Annotated in this window: 16 protein-coding genes and 2 pseudogenes; 11 read left to right on the top strand and 7 right to left on the bottom strand. The window is 37.4% G+C overall.

All coding sequences use genetic code 11. The features are described from left to right. The first annotated feature begins 82 nt into the window (after nucleotides 1–82). Genes hisI through AN490_RS21100 form a run of 4 tightly spaced genes read left to right on the top strand, consistent with a single transcriptional unit; the run spans nucleotide 83 to nucleotide 2791 of the window. A complete protein-coding gene (gene hisI / locus AN490_RS21115) occupies nucleotides 83–418 on the top strand; it encodes a phosphoribosyl-AMP cyclohydrolase (protein WP_300006763.1) in 336 nt (111 codons plus the stop codon). A 12-nt stretch (nucleotides 419–430) separates the two neighbouring features. After that, a complete protein-coding gene (locus AN490_RS21110; protein ID WP_300006761.1) occupies nucleotides 431–1204 on the top strand; it encodes a GTP-binding protein in 774 nt (257 codons plus the stop codon). Then, nucleotides 1201–2010: a metallophosphoesterase family protein gene (locus AN490_RS21105; protein ID WP_300006759.1), complete on the top strand. Its 810-nt coding sequence runs from the start codon at nucleotides 1201–1203 to the stop codon at nucleotides 2008–2010. The genes AN490_RS21110 and AN490_RS21105 overlap by 4 nt, the downstream gene beginning before the upstream one ends. 37 nt (nucleotides 2011–2047) lie before the next feature. Beyond that, entirely contained in the window at nucleotides 2048–2791 is a 744-nt protein-coding gene (locus AN490_RS21100; RefSeq protein WP_300006757.1) for a metallophosphatase, read from the top strand. Here the strand turns inward: AN490_RS21100 and AN490_RS21095 are convergent. Further along, the gene (locus tag AN490_RS21095) at nucleotides 2788–3222 is read right to left on the bottom strand and encodes a DUF6636 domain-containing protein (protein ID WP_300006756.1); all 435 of its coding nucleotides are present in this window, start codon (nucleotides 3220–3222) and stop codon (nucleotides 2788–2790) included. The two genes, AN490_RS21100 and AN490_RS21095, sit on opposite strands and share 4 nt — an antisense overlap. A gap of 383 nt (nucleotides 3223–3605) precedes the next feature. On the opposite strand from AN490_RS21095, the gene hemF reads away from it, so the two are divergent. The 3 genes from hemF to AN490_RS21080 all read left to right on the top strand — a co-directional run bounded on the left by hemF (nucleotide 3606) and on the right by AN490_RS21080 (nucleotide 5336). Then, nucleotides 3606–4652, top strand: coding sequence for an oxygen-dependent coproporphyrinogen oxidase (gene hemF, locus AN490_RS21090; protein WP_300006755.1), 1047 nt, complete (start codon nucleotides 3606–3608; stop codon nucleotides 4650–4652). A gap of 89 nt (nucleotides 4653–4741) precedes the next feature. Further along, entirely contained in the window at nucleotides 4742–4984 is a 243-nt protein-coding gene (locus AN490_RS21085; RefSeq protein WP_300006754.1) for a hypothetical protein, read from the top strand. A 136-nt stretch (nucleotides 4985–5120) separates the two neighbouring features. Next, on the top strand, nucleotides 5121–5336 hold the full coding sequence (locus tag AN490_RS21080) for an NAD(P)H-quinone oxidoreductase subunit O (protein WP_015079980.1): 216 nt from the start codon (nucleotides 5121–5123) through the stop codon (nucleotides 5334–5336). Nucleotides 5337–5485: 149 nt separating this feature from the next. On the opposite strand, the gene AN490_RS21075 is transcribed toward AN490_RS21080, so the two are convergent. The 5 genes from AN490_RS21075 to cysS form a co-directional block, all read right to left on the bottom strand. Beyond that, the gene (locus AN490_RS21075; protein ID WP_300006753.1) at nucleotides 5486–6835 is read right to left on the bottom strand and encodes a TldD/PmbA family protein; all 1350 of its coding nucleotides are present in this window, start codon (nucleotides 6833–6835) and stop codon (nucleotides 5486–5488) included. A gap of 3 nt (nucleotides 6836–6838) precedes the next feature. Continuing rightward, entirely contained in the window at nucleotides 6839–7582 is a 744-nt protein-coding gene (locus AN490_RS21070) for a Uma2 family endonuclease (RefSeq protein ID WP_300006752.1), read from the bottom strand. Between the two features lie 93 nt (nucleotides 7583–7675). Next, nucleotides 7676–9112, bottom strand: a complete 1437-nt coding sequence (locus AN490_RS21065; RefSeq protein WP_300006751.1) for a TldD/PmbA family protein — start codon at nucleotides 9110–9112, stop codon at nucleotides 7676–7678. 44 nt (nucleotides 9113–9156) lie between these two features. Then, nucleotides 9157–9522: a four helix bundle protein gene (locus AN490_RS21060; RefSeq protein ID WP_300006750.1), complete on the bottom strand. Its 366-nt coding sequence runs from the start codon at nucleotides 9520–9522 to the stop codon at nucleotides 9157–9159. A 36-nt stretch (nucleotides 9523–9558) separates the two neighbouring features. Beyond that, nucleotides 9559–11001: a cysteine--tRNA ligase gene (gene cysS / locus AN490_RS21055; protein ID WP_300006749.1), complete on the bottom strand. Its 1443-nt coding sequence runs from the start codon at nucleotides 10999–11001 to the stop codon at nucleotides 9559–9561. Between the two features lie 149 nt (nucleotides 11002–11150). Here cysS and AN490_RS21050 point away from each other — a divergent pair. The 3 genes and pseudogenes from AN490_RS21050 to AN490_RS21040 all read left to right on the top strand — a co-directional run. Continuing rightward, nucleotides 11151–11276 (top strand): annotated as a pseudogene (locus AN490_RS21050) (Uma2 family endonuclease); the annotation flags it as partial. Nucleotides 11277–11486: 210 nt separating this feature from the next. Beyond that, nucleotides 11487–12590, top strand: a complete 1104-nt coding sequence (locus AN490_RS21045; RefSeq protein WP_300006748.1) for a GTP-binding protein — start codon at nucleotides 11487–11489, stop codon at nucleotides 12588–12590. Between the two features lie 60 nt (nucleotides 12591–12650). Further along, nucleotides 12651–12809: pseudogene (locus AN490_RS21040) on the top strand (Uma2 family endonuclease); the annotation flags it as partial. Between the two features lie 5 nt (nucleotides 12810–12814). Here the strand turns inward: AN490_RS21040 and AN490_RS21035 are convergent. After that, complete coding sequence (locus AN490_RS21035; protein WP_300006747.1) at nucleotides 12815–13540, bottom strand: hypothetical protein; 726 nt, start codon at nucleotides 13538–13540, stop codon at nucleotides 12815–12817. 564 nt (nucleotides 13541–14104) lie between these two features. Between AN490_RS21035 and AN490_RS21030 the strand changes: the two genes are divergently transcribed. Next, nucleotides 14105–15598 carry a hypothetical protein gene (locus AN490_RS21030; RefSeq protein WP_300006746.1) on the top strand — a complete coding sequence of 498 codons (1494 nt, stop codon included), beginning with the start codon at nucleotides 14105–14107 and terminating at the stop codon, nucleotides 15596–15598. The last annotated feature ends 57 nt before the right edge of the window (nucleotides 15599–15655 follow it).

Here is a 15655-nt window from a genome sequence, read left to right as displayed (position 1 = left end):
AGAGATTTTTTATCTCTACATTATATTGATATTTGAACGCAGATAAACGCGGATAAACGCAGATGAAAAGGGATAAGTTATCATGATTGGAAATTTGAAATTTAATGAGCAGGGGTTAATTCCGGCTATAGCTCAAGATTATCTTGATGGTACTGTTCTAATGATGGCTTGGATGAATGCAGAATCAATTCAAAAAACCCTGGCTACAGGTGAAGTTTATTATTGGAGTCGTTCCCGTTCTCAGTTGTGGCATAAGGGGGCAACATCTGCACATATTCAAAAGGTAAAAGAGCTTTTTTATGATTTTGATGGTGATACAATTCTCATCAAAATTGAGCAAGTTGGTGATATTGCCTGTCATACTGGAGCAAGAAGTTGTTTTTTTAATTCTGTGGGAATTTTATCTCATAAATTATAATTTATATTGATTATGACTTTACCAATTATTACCGTTGTCGCTGGATTATTTGGATCTGGAAAAACTACCTGGATCTGTCAACAAATTCGAGATATTAAATCTATTGAAAAAGTAATTTATTTTTCTCCAGGAACGGGGAATATCCCCATTGATCAAACTAAAATAGCCACTGAATTTCCTGATCTGAAAATATTTGGTGATGGTCAAGAAATTGAATTTCTATATCACATCCCCACAGCAGAGAGTGTTTATGTTGAATTAGGTTCTTATCTAGAGTTAAATAGTATATCAAAAATATTAGATCATCTCACTTACCATGCTATAGCAATTATTCCAGAGGAGTTAAAAAACTCTGAATATGATAGTTGGGCAAATGAAATTATCTATGGCGCACCAGTTCCAACTATAATTGTAGAAAATTTATGGCGGGTAGAAACTACGGGGCAAGTAATTGATGAAAATAGTTTAGATGAATTTTGGTATGAAATAACTCACGGTGCTTATGGGATTGTTACCCGTGCTAAGGCAATTTTCGATGTTAATGATGGACGTTCTCTTTACTGTGATTTTGTCTCTGGTGTTCCCCAAACGGACTTTTTAGAATTAAACGTACCAAGGTATTTAGAAGGTAGACCTCAGCGATTTAGTGGCATAGAAATAGCCGGAAAAAACTTAAATGAAACCGCTTTAAAAGCAACATTATCCGATTGCTGTTTATCTGAATCCATGATTTTGCAATATCAACAACAAGTACAACAAATTTTACTAGAAGGTCAACAAGTATGAAAATAGCTGTCATGTCATGTATTCATGGTAATTACGAAGCCTTAGATGCTGTATTATTAGATATTGACAATCAAAAAGCTGAAAAAATATTTTGTGTTGGTGATTTAGTGGGATATGGACCCCACCCTAATGCGGTAATTAACCAAATTCGCTCCTTGGATATTCCTACCTGCGCTGGTTGTTGGGATAAAGATATTGTGGAAGGATTGAATGCTTGTGATTGTAGTTATCCTTCAATATTGGCAGAAAAAAGAGGACTAAAGGCTCACCAATGGACAAATCAGGAAATCCACCCGGAAAACCGGGAATTTTTGGCCAATTTACCCCATAGTCTCCAATGGCGAAACTTAGCCTTTGTTCACGGTAGTCCCCATAGCAACCATGAATATTTATTACCTGAATTGGATGCTTTTGTCGCTTTAGAAAGGGTACTTTCCACAGGTGCAGATGTGCTATTTTGTGGACATACTCACGTTCCTTATACTCGTAATCTTAATGCTGGTGAGTTACAAGTTCAGGTTAGTAGTCAAGCAGAATTACGGAAAATTAACTTTTCATCTGCGCTGAAAAAGATTGTTAATGTTGGTTCTGTCGGAGAACCTCGACATGGACGGACAAATGCAACTTATGTAGTTTATGAAACTGATACTCAAGGGGTGACTTTGCGGGAAGTTACCTATGATTATCAAAAAACCTGTGCAGCAATTATCGAAAAGGGATTACCAGAGATCTTTGCTTGGCGTTTAGCGCATGGCTTAGAGTATGCTGAACGGGCAGAAGATCCAACTCATGTTTGTACAAGATAAAATAACTAATCCAAAATCTAAAATCTAAAATCCAAAATTGACTATGTGGGCAATATTGAGTGGAATTGAAGGAAATTTGCCAGCCTATGAAGCTGTGATAGCTGATATTAAGCTGCAAAGCCGTTACATAGAGGCATTATATATTATCGGTGATTTAGTCGGTCCAAGGCGAGAATGTGAACAGCTAGTGGAAAGGGTAAAATCACCGCGACGGGGTGAATTAGCACCAATGGTTTGTAAGGGATGGTGGGAAGAACAGTGTTTGATTTTACATGGTTTGGGTCCAACTGGAGACGCACCGGAATTACTAGCAAAATATGGTGGTGATACGGTGCAGATGTTGTGGGACTGTGTTTCCCGTCCAACTGTAGAATGGTTGAGAAATCTGGATTTTGGATTTTTTGAATTAGATTGTTTGTTAATCCACGGTTCAACAGCGGGTGTACATGACGAACTTACTCCCGATACTCCCCCAATTCAAATGTTAGATAGATTATCACGAATGCAAGCAAATAATCTATTTTGTGGTCGTTCTGGGTTAACTTTTCAGTATCAGTTACAAGCTGGTTCTATTAGCAGTGAAATCACTACTCTTGATCATCAATTGTCTCCGCAAACTGTCAATATTAACCCTCGTCAAGTGATTGGTGTGGGAAATGTGGGACGGACTCTAGGAGAAGCAACATATACTCTCTACAATCCTGAGACAAATCAGGTGAAGTTTAAAACCGTGTATTACGGACAAGCTAAGGGTTTTCAAAAGCGGCAGATTTGTAACTAAGGTCTAGAAAGACCTAATACTCGCCATTTTTCCCGACTCAGAAAAAAGCCAATCCCATTACTATTAGTACAAGTTAAACCAGTTTTTTGGGAAACACATTTAAAACCACCATTGTTCCAAGTCCGTCCATAAGCCAAAACGGGTTTATTTTTATCAGCGACAGTATCACTAATACACAAAATTTCTGGTCTAGCATCAGCAGGTAACAAAAAACCCATTCCCCAATCAAACCCGCAATATCCAGGGTAAGGTTGAGGCGGTTTGGGTTTTAGCGAAGTATTGATTTCACACCTTAAACTATTTGTTTCTCCTGGAATTAGCTCACAAAACATATTACCACTGGGGGATTGAAACCCTTTTGGTGCAGCAATACTTACCTGTGGCAATACAGTTACTATGCTGGTAACTAGAAAGATAAATTGTTTATACATAATTGGATTATATCTGAAAAGGTTGGGTTGGGAAAAGGTTACCTTCGCATAGCAAATGGTACGGGAGGCGTTAGCCATAGTGTGGCGGAGTTATAACCCAATAAATGCGTATGTGTTGCGCTATCGCTTAATCCAATAAAGCAAAAAATGGCGAAGATATTGAGAATAATAAGATTATTTCTATGACTGTGAAAACGGGTCTTTAGATATGATATGTGTAAGTTGGAGTGAATTCCGTGCCAATGGATATTTAAAGGTGTTTTGACGGATAATAGAAAACTTCTTGGCCAGATTAAGCCGGATTTGTGACTTTCGCTGCTGAGAAGTTTTGACAACAAAAATTTGTAATTGTTTAGAAATTGTAATTTTAGGTTCGGGAATCTATGTTAACCAACGCGCAAACCCCCACTATCACAAAGGATTCATCTGATGTTCTCCCTGGTGTGAATGCTCAGGCTAGAGTCAGTCAGTTTATGCAGAATGTGCAGGATGAAATTACCCAAGGTTTAGAGAAATTAGATGGTCTGGGGACGTTTCAGGAAGATAGTTGGCAGCGTCCAGAAGGGGGTGGTGGGCGATCGCGTGTCCTGCGGGATGGGGCAATCTTTGAACAAGCAGGGGTAAATTTTTCTGAAGTTTGGGGTTCTCATTTACCTCCTTCAATTTTAGCCCAACGTCCAGAAGCAGCAGGACATGGATTTTATGCAACGGGTACTTCTTTGGTGTTGCACCCACGAAATCCTTATGTACCTACAGTCCATTTAAATTACCGCTATTTTGAAGCAGGTCCAGTTTGGTGGTTTGGTGGAGGTGCGGATTTAACACCTTATTACCCCTTTGCTGAAGATGCAAAACATTTTCATAACACTTTTAAACAAGCTTGTGATCAACACCATCCTGAGTATTATCCTGTGTTTAAGCGGTGGTGCGATGAATATTTTTATCTGAAACATCGGGATGAAACACGAGGAATTGGTGGTTTATTTTTAGATTACCAAGATGGTCAAGGTTCTATCTATCGCGGCCCAGATCCTCATGGGGACGCAGCTATTTATAGTAATCAGGTAGGTCAATTACCGTCACGGAGTTGGGAAGATATATTTGCTTTAGTTCAAGATTGTGCTGGGGCATTTTTACCTGCTTATGCGCCAATTGCGGAACGCCGACAGGGGATGGAATACGGCGATCGCCAACGTAATTTCCAATTATACCGTCGTGGTAGATATGTAGAATTTAACTTGGTTTATGACCGAGGGACAATTTTTGGACTGCAAACCAACGGCCGCACAGAATCAATTCTCATGTCTCTACCACCTTTAGTTCGTTGGGAATATGGCTACAAACCAGAACCTAATTCTCCTGAAGCTGAGTTGTATGAGACTTTTCTAAAACCGCAAGATTGGATAAACTGGAAACCAAGTCAACAATAGGCAGAGGTACAGGGGAGCAGAGGTGCAGAGGAGAATATTTTTCTTCCCCATCCCCAATCCCCAATCCTCAGTTATTTTCGTCAAATACTATGAATTTAAGTTACCTAAGGATGAGGAAAGAAGGACGACAAGAAGGTGTAGAAAGGGAAGGACGCGCTATGATTGAAAGTATCATGCAAGTCCGGTTTGGACAGGTTGATTCTCAGCTACAAACAATTAGCAACCCCCCGCAGAATTTACAAATAAATCAAAGCGCGAAAATAGAGAATTGGGGGGTTGACAATTGCTTTGGAATTTGTTATCATGAATTTGATGAGGAAGAACTATCTTAAAATAAATATTAATTTTTTCTAAACCGCTTACTACCAAAGTAGGCGGTTATGTTTTTTGAGGAAAGAAATTACCTTTGTGTCTGGGTACAAGATAAAATTTTGAGTAAAAGCGTTTATTTTGGAACGAGGGGAATTTATGGCTGTTAAAAAAGGCAATATGGTGCGGGCTATTCGGGAAAAGTTAGAAAATAGTCTAGAAGCTAAAGCTAGTGATTCCCGCTTTCCTAGTTATTTGTTTGAAACTAAGGGGGAAATTGTCGATATTAAGGGTGATTATGCTTTGGTGAAGTTTGGACAAGTGCCAACGCCAAATATTTGGTTAAAGTTAGAACAGTTGGAAGAGTTTGTTTAATTGGTAATTGTGCTTTAGCTTAACCGACAGAAGCCCCACGCCTGACCCTAAGGGCAGCGTGGAACTACCCAACAAGTGGTAGAATTAAGATTCAACCCCAATTCCCTCCCTAATATATATTGCGGTTGGGAATCTAAGGTTGATAAGGTTTATAATGTATAGGTGAAATTTTTCACCAACATACCAGGAACTAAACTTCCTCCTAATTGTCGGCTTTCGTAAGTTCCGACTTCGGGAATAAATTCCTGGAAGTTTGTTAAATCAATGAGATTTTCTGCGCTCCAAAAACGATAGAGACTTTCATCAAAGCGTAGGTTAGCAATGGGGGCAATAATTTCGCCGTTTTCTACCCAAAAGCAAGCATAACGAGTCATTCCTGTAATTCTGCCAGATGGGCGATCGCTCCAGTTTAAATAATGTAAATTAGAAACATATAACCCTGTATCTAAACTGGGTAAAATCTTCTCAAATGCCAAATTACCAGGATTAATTTCGGGAGAACGTAAGGTTTCTGAACCATTCGCACCATTAGCGGGTTTATGATATTCTTTCGCTGTGCGAGAATTAACTAAGCTATTAATTAAAATCCCTTTTCCAATTAAAGTTAATTCGGGTGCAGCCATTTCTCCTAAATTATTAAATCTGGGAACTAAACCACTTTGAAAATTTTCCTTTAAAGTGAATTTTGAAGAAAGTTGTTTTTCTTGACGTGATAAAGCAGCTAAAGCACTATTACCTTGTTGAATACTAGCTTCACTGATAGCACCCCAGGAAAACATACCCAATAAATCAGCCACCGCAGCGGGAGCAAAATAGGTTTTATATTGTCCTTTTGGTAATTCTTTAACTGGACGAGATAGCATTTCTAGCTGCTGTTTCCCATCATTTATTTTAGCTAAATAAGCAGCTTCATTCCATTCACTGCCGGCAAAAGTTCCTTTTACAGCTTGTCCTGATGCCATAAATAAGGAATAATCTAAATTAAAGGAATCAGTCACAAACCAGTGTTTTTGTCCGCTAGAATCACCATAACCTCTGATGACAATTCCCCCAGCATACATCCCCGTAAAATCTAAATTAGTCACAGTTTCGAGAATACTAGGAACTAATATTTCTGGAGTTAGTAATTTACCAGTATTAATTTCTCGACTGCTATGATTTCCTGATGGTAAAACTAAATAAGGATCAATTGGTAATAATGTTAATTCATCACGTAATTCTTGTAAAGCAGTGGATGATAATTCCCAGTCTATTTCCCAATTTCCAGTAAAGGGAAACTGACGAAAACTACTGCGTTGATTGGCCATTAAGGTTAGTTGAATCGAACCATCATGAACATAACCTGTTTGTCTAACTTTGGCAGAATTAAAGCGGGTAAATTGACTACTTTCGCTGCTAAGTCGCACAGTAAAATGTTCATCTTCTGCTTTTTTAATCAGCAGGGTTTCCACAAGTTGATTAAAAGTTTTTTCTAGCGTTGATAATTCTTCTGGTTTCATTTTTTAAATTGTATCTGGATCAATATTTAATTCTCGCAATTTTGCTGCTAAACGTTCTGCTTTTCTAGCTTCCCGTTCTGCTCTTTGAGCTTCTTGTTCTGCTCTTTGAGTTTGTATTGCTGTTTTTTTAGTTTCAGCTTCTGCGGTTTCTTCTGGTGTAGATACTAACTCTCCTGCTGGAGTAAAATACCTCAACAATCCTTGATGAATCCCTAAGTATAAACCTAACTGTTCACTCCATAAATATCCTTTTTTATTTGGTTCTAAAGGTTGATATTTATTATCAACTAAATGAAAACCTGCAAATTCTAATGTATAAGGGTCAAACCAAAAATAATCCGGTGTGCGGAAAGTATTTTGATAAAGTTCCTTTTTATATTCTCTATCAGTATTAGCTGTACTGGGTGAAAGAATTTCTAAAATGAAATTAGGATATTTACCATCTTCTTCCCACACTACCCAGCTTTTGCGGGTTTTGCGTTCAGTTTCCAAGACCACAAAAAAATCAGGACCTCGGAAATATTCTGATTTTTTCTGGTTAGGACTATAGTAAATACTAAGATTTCCCGCAGCATAGAAATCATATCTATCTTTCCAAAGCCATTTGAGACATTTAATTAAGAGCATAATCTGCTCTAGGTGCAGTTCTGATTCCACGGGAGGTTCATCACTATATAAATCACTAGGAGGAAAGATGACATCTGCGGAGATGTCTTGCTTCAATTCTAATTCTTGAGCAATGATCATATTGATATGGCATCAAGTAGCTACTTGTTCATTGTAGCATTAATTAAACTTTGCGCCTTTGCCCCTTTGCGCCTTTGCGCGAAACATAATTCATTAACCACCACCAAAAACCTCCACATTTGCAAATTCACAAACTGGTGAACCATGACCTACAGAAATGGCTTGATTTGGTTCTCCTTTACCGCAGAAAGGTGTACCATATATTTGCCAATTAGTATCATTACCAACTTTAATTAAACTATGCCAAAATTCTGGCGTAGTGGCACGATAGTTAGGATTACGCAGGGTTTTAGTAAGTTTACCGTTTTCAATTAATTTGGCATATTCACAACCAAATTGAAATTTATAACGTTGATCATCTATTGACCAAGAACGGTTAGATTCCATGTAAATCCCATGTTCTATTCCTGAGATAATTTCCTCAAAGGTGGCGTTTCCTGGTTCTAAATTCAAGTTAGCCATTCTGTCTATGGGGGGACGATTCCAGGAACAAGCACGCGCACAAGCAACACCTGGTAAATCTGCTCTAGCTTGACTTTCTAAACTACCTAAACCCCGTTGTAAAATGCCTTTTTTAATTACATATTCTTTCGTGGCTGCTGCACCAGTATCATCAAAACTATAACTGGCAAATTCACCTGGTACTGTAGGATCAAAGGTGATATTCATCAGCGGTGAACCATATTCTAATTTACCAAAATCATCTTTGGTAACAAAACTACCTCCAGCATAGTTGCGTTCATCTCCTAAAATGCGGTCAATTTCTAAAGGATGTCCGATACTTTCGTGAATTTGTAGCATCATTTGGTCTGGTGCTAAAACTAAATTGGTGCGGGTATTTGGACATTCTTCCGCTGTTAATAATTCTAATGCCTGTTCACCAACTTTTTGAACTTGATGCCATAAATTATCTTGTTTGAACAGTTCCCAACCTCCTTGATAAGAGTTTGCATGAGCGCCGTTATTGCTGCGTTGTTGGACGATTGTGCCATCTTGAGCGATCGCTCCAAAATGATGACTAAGAGATAGAATATTCTGATATATTTCGGAACCATTACTACTCACAAACCAAGTTTCTTTTTGATCTGTACCGACGGTGGCTGTAGTTTGAATGATTTTATCGTTAATTTTGAGTTGCTGACAAATCCGAATTAGTAAGTTGTTGATTTCTCCAGGACTAAAAGCGTCAAATGGTTCTAAAAATGGTGAGTTATATTCACCAACTACTTGAGGACGGGTATTTTCACTCAGGGGATATATCCACCATTTACTGGCTACTAATGCTTGTTTATAGGCGATTTCCGCAGCGTTTTGTAAGCTGGAAATATCTAAGGAGTTGGTGGCTGCATAACCTAAACAACCATCAACTATGACTTCTATCATTGCTCCCATATCCAATGATTTACCATTGCTTTGGGGTAAACCATCACGCACGGAATGATGGGTTGAAGTTGTTTTTACGGCTCTAATTCCTACCCAGTCAGCGGGGATGTTTAAATGAGAAATTGCGGTTGTTAATTGTTTCCACATTGTGTTAATTAAAAATTGAGAATTAAAAATTCAGAGTTCTGAATTCATTTTTGGTTATTTTGCTGTGTTTTGATAATGATAGCAGCAATGATCTTGATTAATTCATTAATTTCACCAAGTATAGGTACTAACCTATGTTCAGGAATTAACTCAGATGCAATTAGTAGTTTTAGCCAATATCTAGTTTCCCTTGCTTCTTTTAAAGCAATTTTTAATTTGTGAATAAAATCTGCTGTACTTTCCGCTGCTTGTGATTCATCAACATTTGCTCCAATAGATGTTCCAGACCTCAGCAATTGTTTTGATATTGTGCGTGCCACTCCTAAACTTTCATCTAACACCTTACAAAGCTTAACAATGCGTACAGCAAACTCAAATGTTCTATCAGTGATTGCTTTGTAGTTGCTCATCTCCTCCTTTTTAATTTTTAATTCTTAATTTTTAATTTACCCTCTATGCCAGCGTGTTCCTTCTTTGCTATCTATTAAAGTAACGCCTTTTGTTAATAGTTCATCGCGGATTCTATCTGATTCGGCGAAGTTTTTAGTTTTTCTTGCTGTTTGTCTTTGTTGAATTAGTTCTTCAATATAAACATCACTTAAACTATCATTGACAAGGTTTTCTGTTTCTGGTTTGGCAGTTAAACCTAAAACTTCTGCTAATGTAATTAGGGTTTGCCATTTTTGCAGTAGTTCGTTAGCTGGGGTTTCTGTTTTTCCTTGATGAACAATGATGTTTCTTTCCCGATTTAGTTCTTTGGCTAATTCAAAAATTATTACTAAACCACCAGGAAAGTTAAAATCATCATTAACGGCTTCTTGAAATCTCTCAATCTCGGAATTTTGGATTTGGTTAGATTCATCCCACTCTAGTTTTTTACCATGTTGATGTCCAAATAATAAAGCTTCTTTGATAGTATGCCAGCCGTTGGTTGCTGCTAATATAGCATCATCGGTAAAATCTATGGGTTTGCGATATTGTGCCATCATCACAAATAAACGCACAGCCATGGGGTCTACACCCCGATCTAATAATTGACGAATGGTGATAAAATTACCCAAGGATTTGGACATTTTTTCCCCATCTACTTTTACCATACCGTTGTGTAACCAATAATTGGCTAAAGGTTTGCCGGTAACGGCTTCCGATTGAGCAATTTCGTTTTCATGGTGAGGGAAAATTAAGTCAGCACCACCAGCATGAATATCTATAGTATCACCCAAGCGATCGCGCACCATGGCCGAGCATTCTATATGCCATCCGGGGCGACCTTTTCCCCAAGGAGACTCCCACGCGGGTTCACCGGGTTTTGCAGACTTCCACAGGGCAAAATCAAAGGGGTATCGCTTCTTTTGATATTCTGCGTCTTCGACGTTTACCCGTTCACTTGCACCGGCTTGCATATCTTCTAATTTCCGTCCCGAAAGTTTGCCATATTCGGCAAAATTCTGGACTGCATAATACACATCACCGTGAGACGGATACGCAAAACCTTTATGTTCTAAATCGTGAATTAATCTTTGAATACCGTTCATTGTATGTGTAGCGCGGGGGTATTCATCAGCTTCTTTAATTCCCAACCGCGACATATCTTCAAAATATGCTTGAATATATTTTTCGGCGACAACTTCCATGGAAGAATCTTCTTCTCTGGCGCGTTTGAGAATTTTATCATCAATATCCGTAAAATTTTGGATATAGCGGACATCATAACCGATAAATTGCAGATAACGACGCACTACATCCCAAACAATACAAGCTCTAGCATGACCCAAATGGCAGTAATCATAAACCGTCACGCCGCAATAATACATCTTAACCTTGCCAGGTTCGACGGTGGTAAATTGTTCTTGACGACGGGTGAGAGTATTGTAAATAGATAGGGTCATAATAGAGGAATAAGGCAATCTGACGATAAACAATGATAACGCAAGTTGATGACAATGGCGTAAATGAAAATTTTGGTAGCTAATAATTGGCTATGATTATTGTTAGTAATAGTTCGTAATCTTGTCAACACCTGGAGGTAAAGTATGATTCAATCTATCATTTAATCAATGGAGAATATCGAGTTAGTCAATTTAGAGAAAATCAAACTATAGTATCACCAACTTTCCCAGAACTTACCCTCAGTGCTAACCAGATTTTTCAAGCTAGTATGTAAATATGTTATACCAATTTTATATGAGACGGCACAGAATCATGAAATCCATAAATTCATCCGTCTTCATCTGCGTTTATCTGCGTTTATCTGCGGTCAATTATTCTTGAAATCTGATTCTATACAGCTTCATCTTAATTTGGTATTACTGTAATGCCGAGTGGACAAAATCAAGATAAAATTTAGAATACACCAAAATCCTACTTTACGACTATGACATCATCAGTTACTACAGAATCTCACCCAATGGCAGCGACCAAACAAGGTTTACCAGTAACAATTATTACGGGTTTCCTTGGTAGTGGTAAGACGACTTTGCTCAATCATATTCTCACAAATCAGCAAGGTGTAAAAACCGCTGTGTTAGTGAATGAATTTGGCGAAATTGGTATTGATAATGAATTGGTTGTTTCCACTGATGAAAACATGGTGGAATTAAGTAATGGCTGTATTTGCTGCACAATTAATAATGACTTGGTTGATGCTGTTTACAAAATTTTGGAAAGGGAAGAAAAGCTAGATTATCTAGTTGTAGAAACCACTGGTTTAGCAGACCCTTTACCCGTAGCTATGACATTTCTGGGTTCAGAATTGCGAGATTTAACTCGGTTAGATTCTATTATTACTGTAGTTGATGCGGCAAATTATAGCTTAGATTTATTCAATTCTGAAGCGGCTTTGAGTCAAATTACTTATGGTGATGTCATTATTCTCAATAAAACTGATTTAGTTGATGAAACCACTTTGCAGGAATTGGAGAAAAAAATCAACAATATTAAGGAAGGTTCCAGAATTATTCGCACGACAAAATCCCAAGTTCCCCTACCTTTAATTCTTAGTGTTGGTTTGTTTGAATCTGATAAATATTTTGATTCTCACGCAGAAGAACATCATGATCATGATGATTGTGGACATGAACATCACGATGATCATGATCATTCTACCTGTGGCCATGACCACCATGATCATGAACATCATCATCATTCTGACCACTTAGAAAATGATGGTTTTATCTCTATTTCTTTCCAAAGTGAAAAACCTTTTTCGATTAGAAAGTTTCAACATTTCTTAGATAATCAATTACCCACAAATGTCTTCCGTGCTAAGGGAATTATGTGGTTTGATGAAAGTCCCCAACGTCATATTTTCCATCTTTGCGGTAAACGCTTCACTATTGATGATGATCAATGGAAAGGTGAAAAGAAAAATCAGTTAGTGTTAATTGGTCAAAATCTGGATACCGAAACCTTACTTCAGCAGTTAGAAAATTGTATTTGTCTTCCTTCTATTAGTAGAGGTAAAGGATTTGGGAAGTAGTAATTAAATAATATCCATATCTCCGACTTCTTCAAGAAGTCGGGGTTCTTGTTTTTTGTCAATTTTATTGGTAATCCTAAACAACCGACAATCTCTGTTTGTAATTTAATTGATGAAGAATATCAAATTAGCAAGTTTCGAGATCATGAACGGATTATTTCCCAAACTTTTCCTGAATTAAATCTTACTGCAAATCAGCTTTTTAAAGATTATATATAATAAAATCATAATTTATGAATAAATTGTTCCATCACATACTCCCTGAGAACAGGTTGCAAAGTGTACTTACCCGCTTCTTTCTCTATTAAACAGCGTGAATATAGCTTTTCTATTGCTTGTAAAAGTTGGGATTTAGAAACAGTCGGTAATATATTTTGATTTGGTGCTAAATCAGTAATAGTTGTTAATTGCTGGTCAGTGGACAGACAGTACATAATTTGCCATTCTAGAACCGAGAGGGGGTTTAACTGCTGTTCCAGTAAGCTGTTAATATAATTACTGACTAATAATGTATCTTGTTCTAGGAATTTTTCAATATTACCATTAAATAATTCAATGATGGTATTAACAACAATTTTAACTTTCAGAGGATTATTACTATACAGATGACATAATTCAAACTTTTGTTCTTCAGTCCCTAGTAATTGTTTTGATTGTATCAGGGAAAAGGCTATTTTTGATGAACCATGCAACCTCAAGCAACGCACTGATAATGACCAATTCTCTAGTAAGGTGACTTGAACAGGTTTAGCTCTACTAGTGAAAATCAAACAGCTTTGATGGTTGGTTTCGGCAATTATGCAGAGTAAATGATTATATTTGGTATTACCCGCATCTAAAACCGTTTCTAGGTTATCTAAGATAATCAGACAACGATAGGTACGCAGATAATGGATAACTCGATTGATATTTGGTTTGCTTTCTTTTTGATGGGAGACAAAAGATAGCAAGTCAGTGACCTTGGCATTGATTATTGTTAAGTATTTGGTTATTTTGCAGTAGGTTTATTTGAGTAAATATTGAATATGGCTAGGATTTTTAGGAAATTTGCGTAAATTTTAGGAGTTAAGCACTGCACACATTATTGTTAATGTGGATGATGGGATTCGGTTATTTCAGGTATTTATCCGCAAACCGGATTTGTTTTTTAGGATACTAAAAGTTAAATTAAGTGTAGAATAAACGGTTTAAAACGTTTTTGTTATCTATCTAAAGATAGATATATTTTATTTCCATCTTCAGAACCCGGAAGTTATAGATTTAGTGAATTGTTTCTCTGATTTATCAAAGTCACTCAAAAGTCACTCGAAAGTCACTATTTCTCACTACGGAAGTCACTTAGCAGTGAAATAGGATATTTAACAAGAAGAATTTTTACTAGCACGGTTCAGAAGCATCACTTACGCAATATCTCTCATTCATGGGTAGGAATTAAACCTACTTCCAGGGTACAGATTTTGTTTGGCTTTTGCTTATCCATCAGAACACCATAATTTTAATCTAAGGAGTCAGTCATGAAAAGCTTCACAACTTTACTAAACAACTTTTCTACTTTAGATAGCATCCTAGAGGAAGCATTACAGAATACATCTCAATATCTCAGTCGGTTCATATTTGATGCGAAGTACACCCAGAAGTTAGAGACTGCTTTTGGTAATGATTTTGATGCCAAAAAAGCTAATCAATTATTTGGTGATTTTGCGAAGGGTAAATTTAATGCCGTTCCTACCATTGAGATTGTCAGTCGTAATGATATTAATGGTGCAAATGGGGCTTTTGCTGTAGCTACGGGTAAGATTTATCTATCCCGAGAGTTTATTACCGCAAATGCTCAGAATGTCAATGCAATTGCGGCTGTATTATTGGAAGAGTACGGGCATTATGTTGATTCACGGATTAATACAGCAGATACAGCAGGGGATGAGGGTGATGTTTTTGCTAGGTTAGTACAAGGGGATAGTTTAAGTGAGTCAGAGTTAGCCGTTTTGCGGGCTGAGGATGATAAGGCGACTGTGACTTTGGATGGTCAGGTTGTTGAGATTGAGCAGAATAGTATTATTTATGCCAATAACGGAACTGCAAATGGTACAGACGGAAATGATACAATATATGCTGCTAATAGCGATATTGTGTATGGAACTGGACCTAGTTTCACTACAGATATGTTGAAAAGAGACTTTTATAATCCTACAGTGTATGGCAAAAATGGTAACGATGTAATTCGAGATAGTTTTTGGAGAGATAATTTGTATGGAGATCACGGTAACGACATATTAACAACTCGTCGTGGTTCTGACTTAGTATATGGTGGAGAGGGTGATGACTTGTTATATGCAAGTGCTTACATTGATGGTAGCACTAAAAGACTTTGGGGTAATACTGGTTCAGATACCTTTATATTAGATGCTCAAGGGACAATAAAAACCACTCTTAATTTCAGTGTAGGACAACTCATTGAATTTAACAATGCCCTCAGTAGTACCAACACTAAATGGGGGCGAACCCTAAAAGATATTGTTTTTATGGGGTTAGGGGCTGCTTTCCCAAAGGCAGAAGGGTTTTTGTATCTTGCAGATATAGCTGCTAATGAAGGATTTGATCAGTTGGATGCGTTAAAACAAGAAGAAAATGCAAGGCGCTTACTTCAGCAGTATCCTAGCGATTCATGGGGAGAAATCGTAACATCAGGAACAAGAGACATAATATTAATTGAAGATTTCGAGATAGGAGTAGATACAATAGCTCTACCCAACTTAGAAAATCTTCCTAACTATAGCTACGGAGTAGGCGCTCAAGTATTTGACTATGGTTCAAGGGGAGTATATGTGTATATCAGAGAGGGCAACAATACACCTCAAAATATTGCCTTTATTAAAGAACCAACTAACTACAACACTAACGACAACAATAATCTAATTTTCGGAAATTTAATCCAACAGATGATTGATTCAAAGGCAGGAATCATTAGTGTGTTTAAGAGGGTGTTTGAAAAGTCGGACAAGTTGTAAAAAAGCTCTCTCAGTATAAGCTGTAAATAGATAATAGACAGCACGGAGAGAGTAACA

It is taken from the genome of Anabaena sp. AL09 (assembly GCF_001672255.1).
In the GTDB taxonomy this organism is placed as follows: domain Bacteria; phylum Cyanobacteriota; class Cyanobacteriia; order Cyanobacteriales; family Nostocaceae; genus Dolichospermum; species Dolichospermum lemmermannii.
The sequence above is the reverse complement of the archived record's forward strand: the minus strand, read 5'-3'. Positions and strand labels throughout refer to the sequence as shown.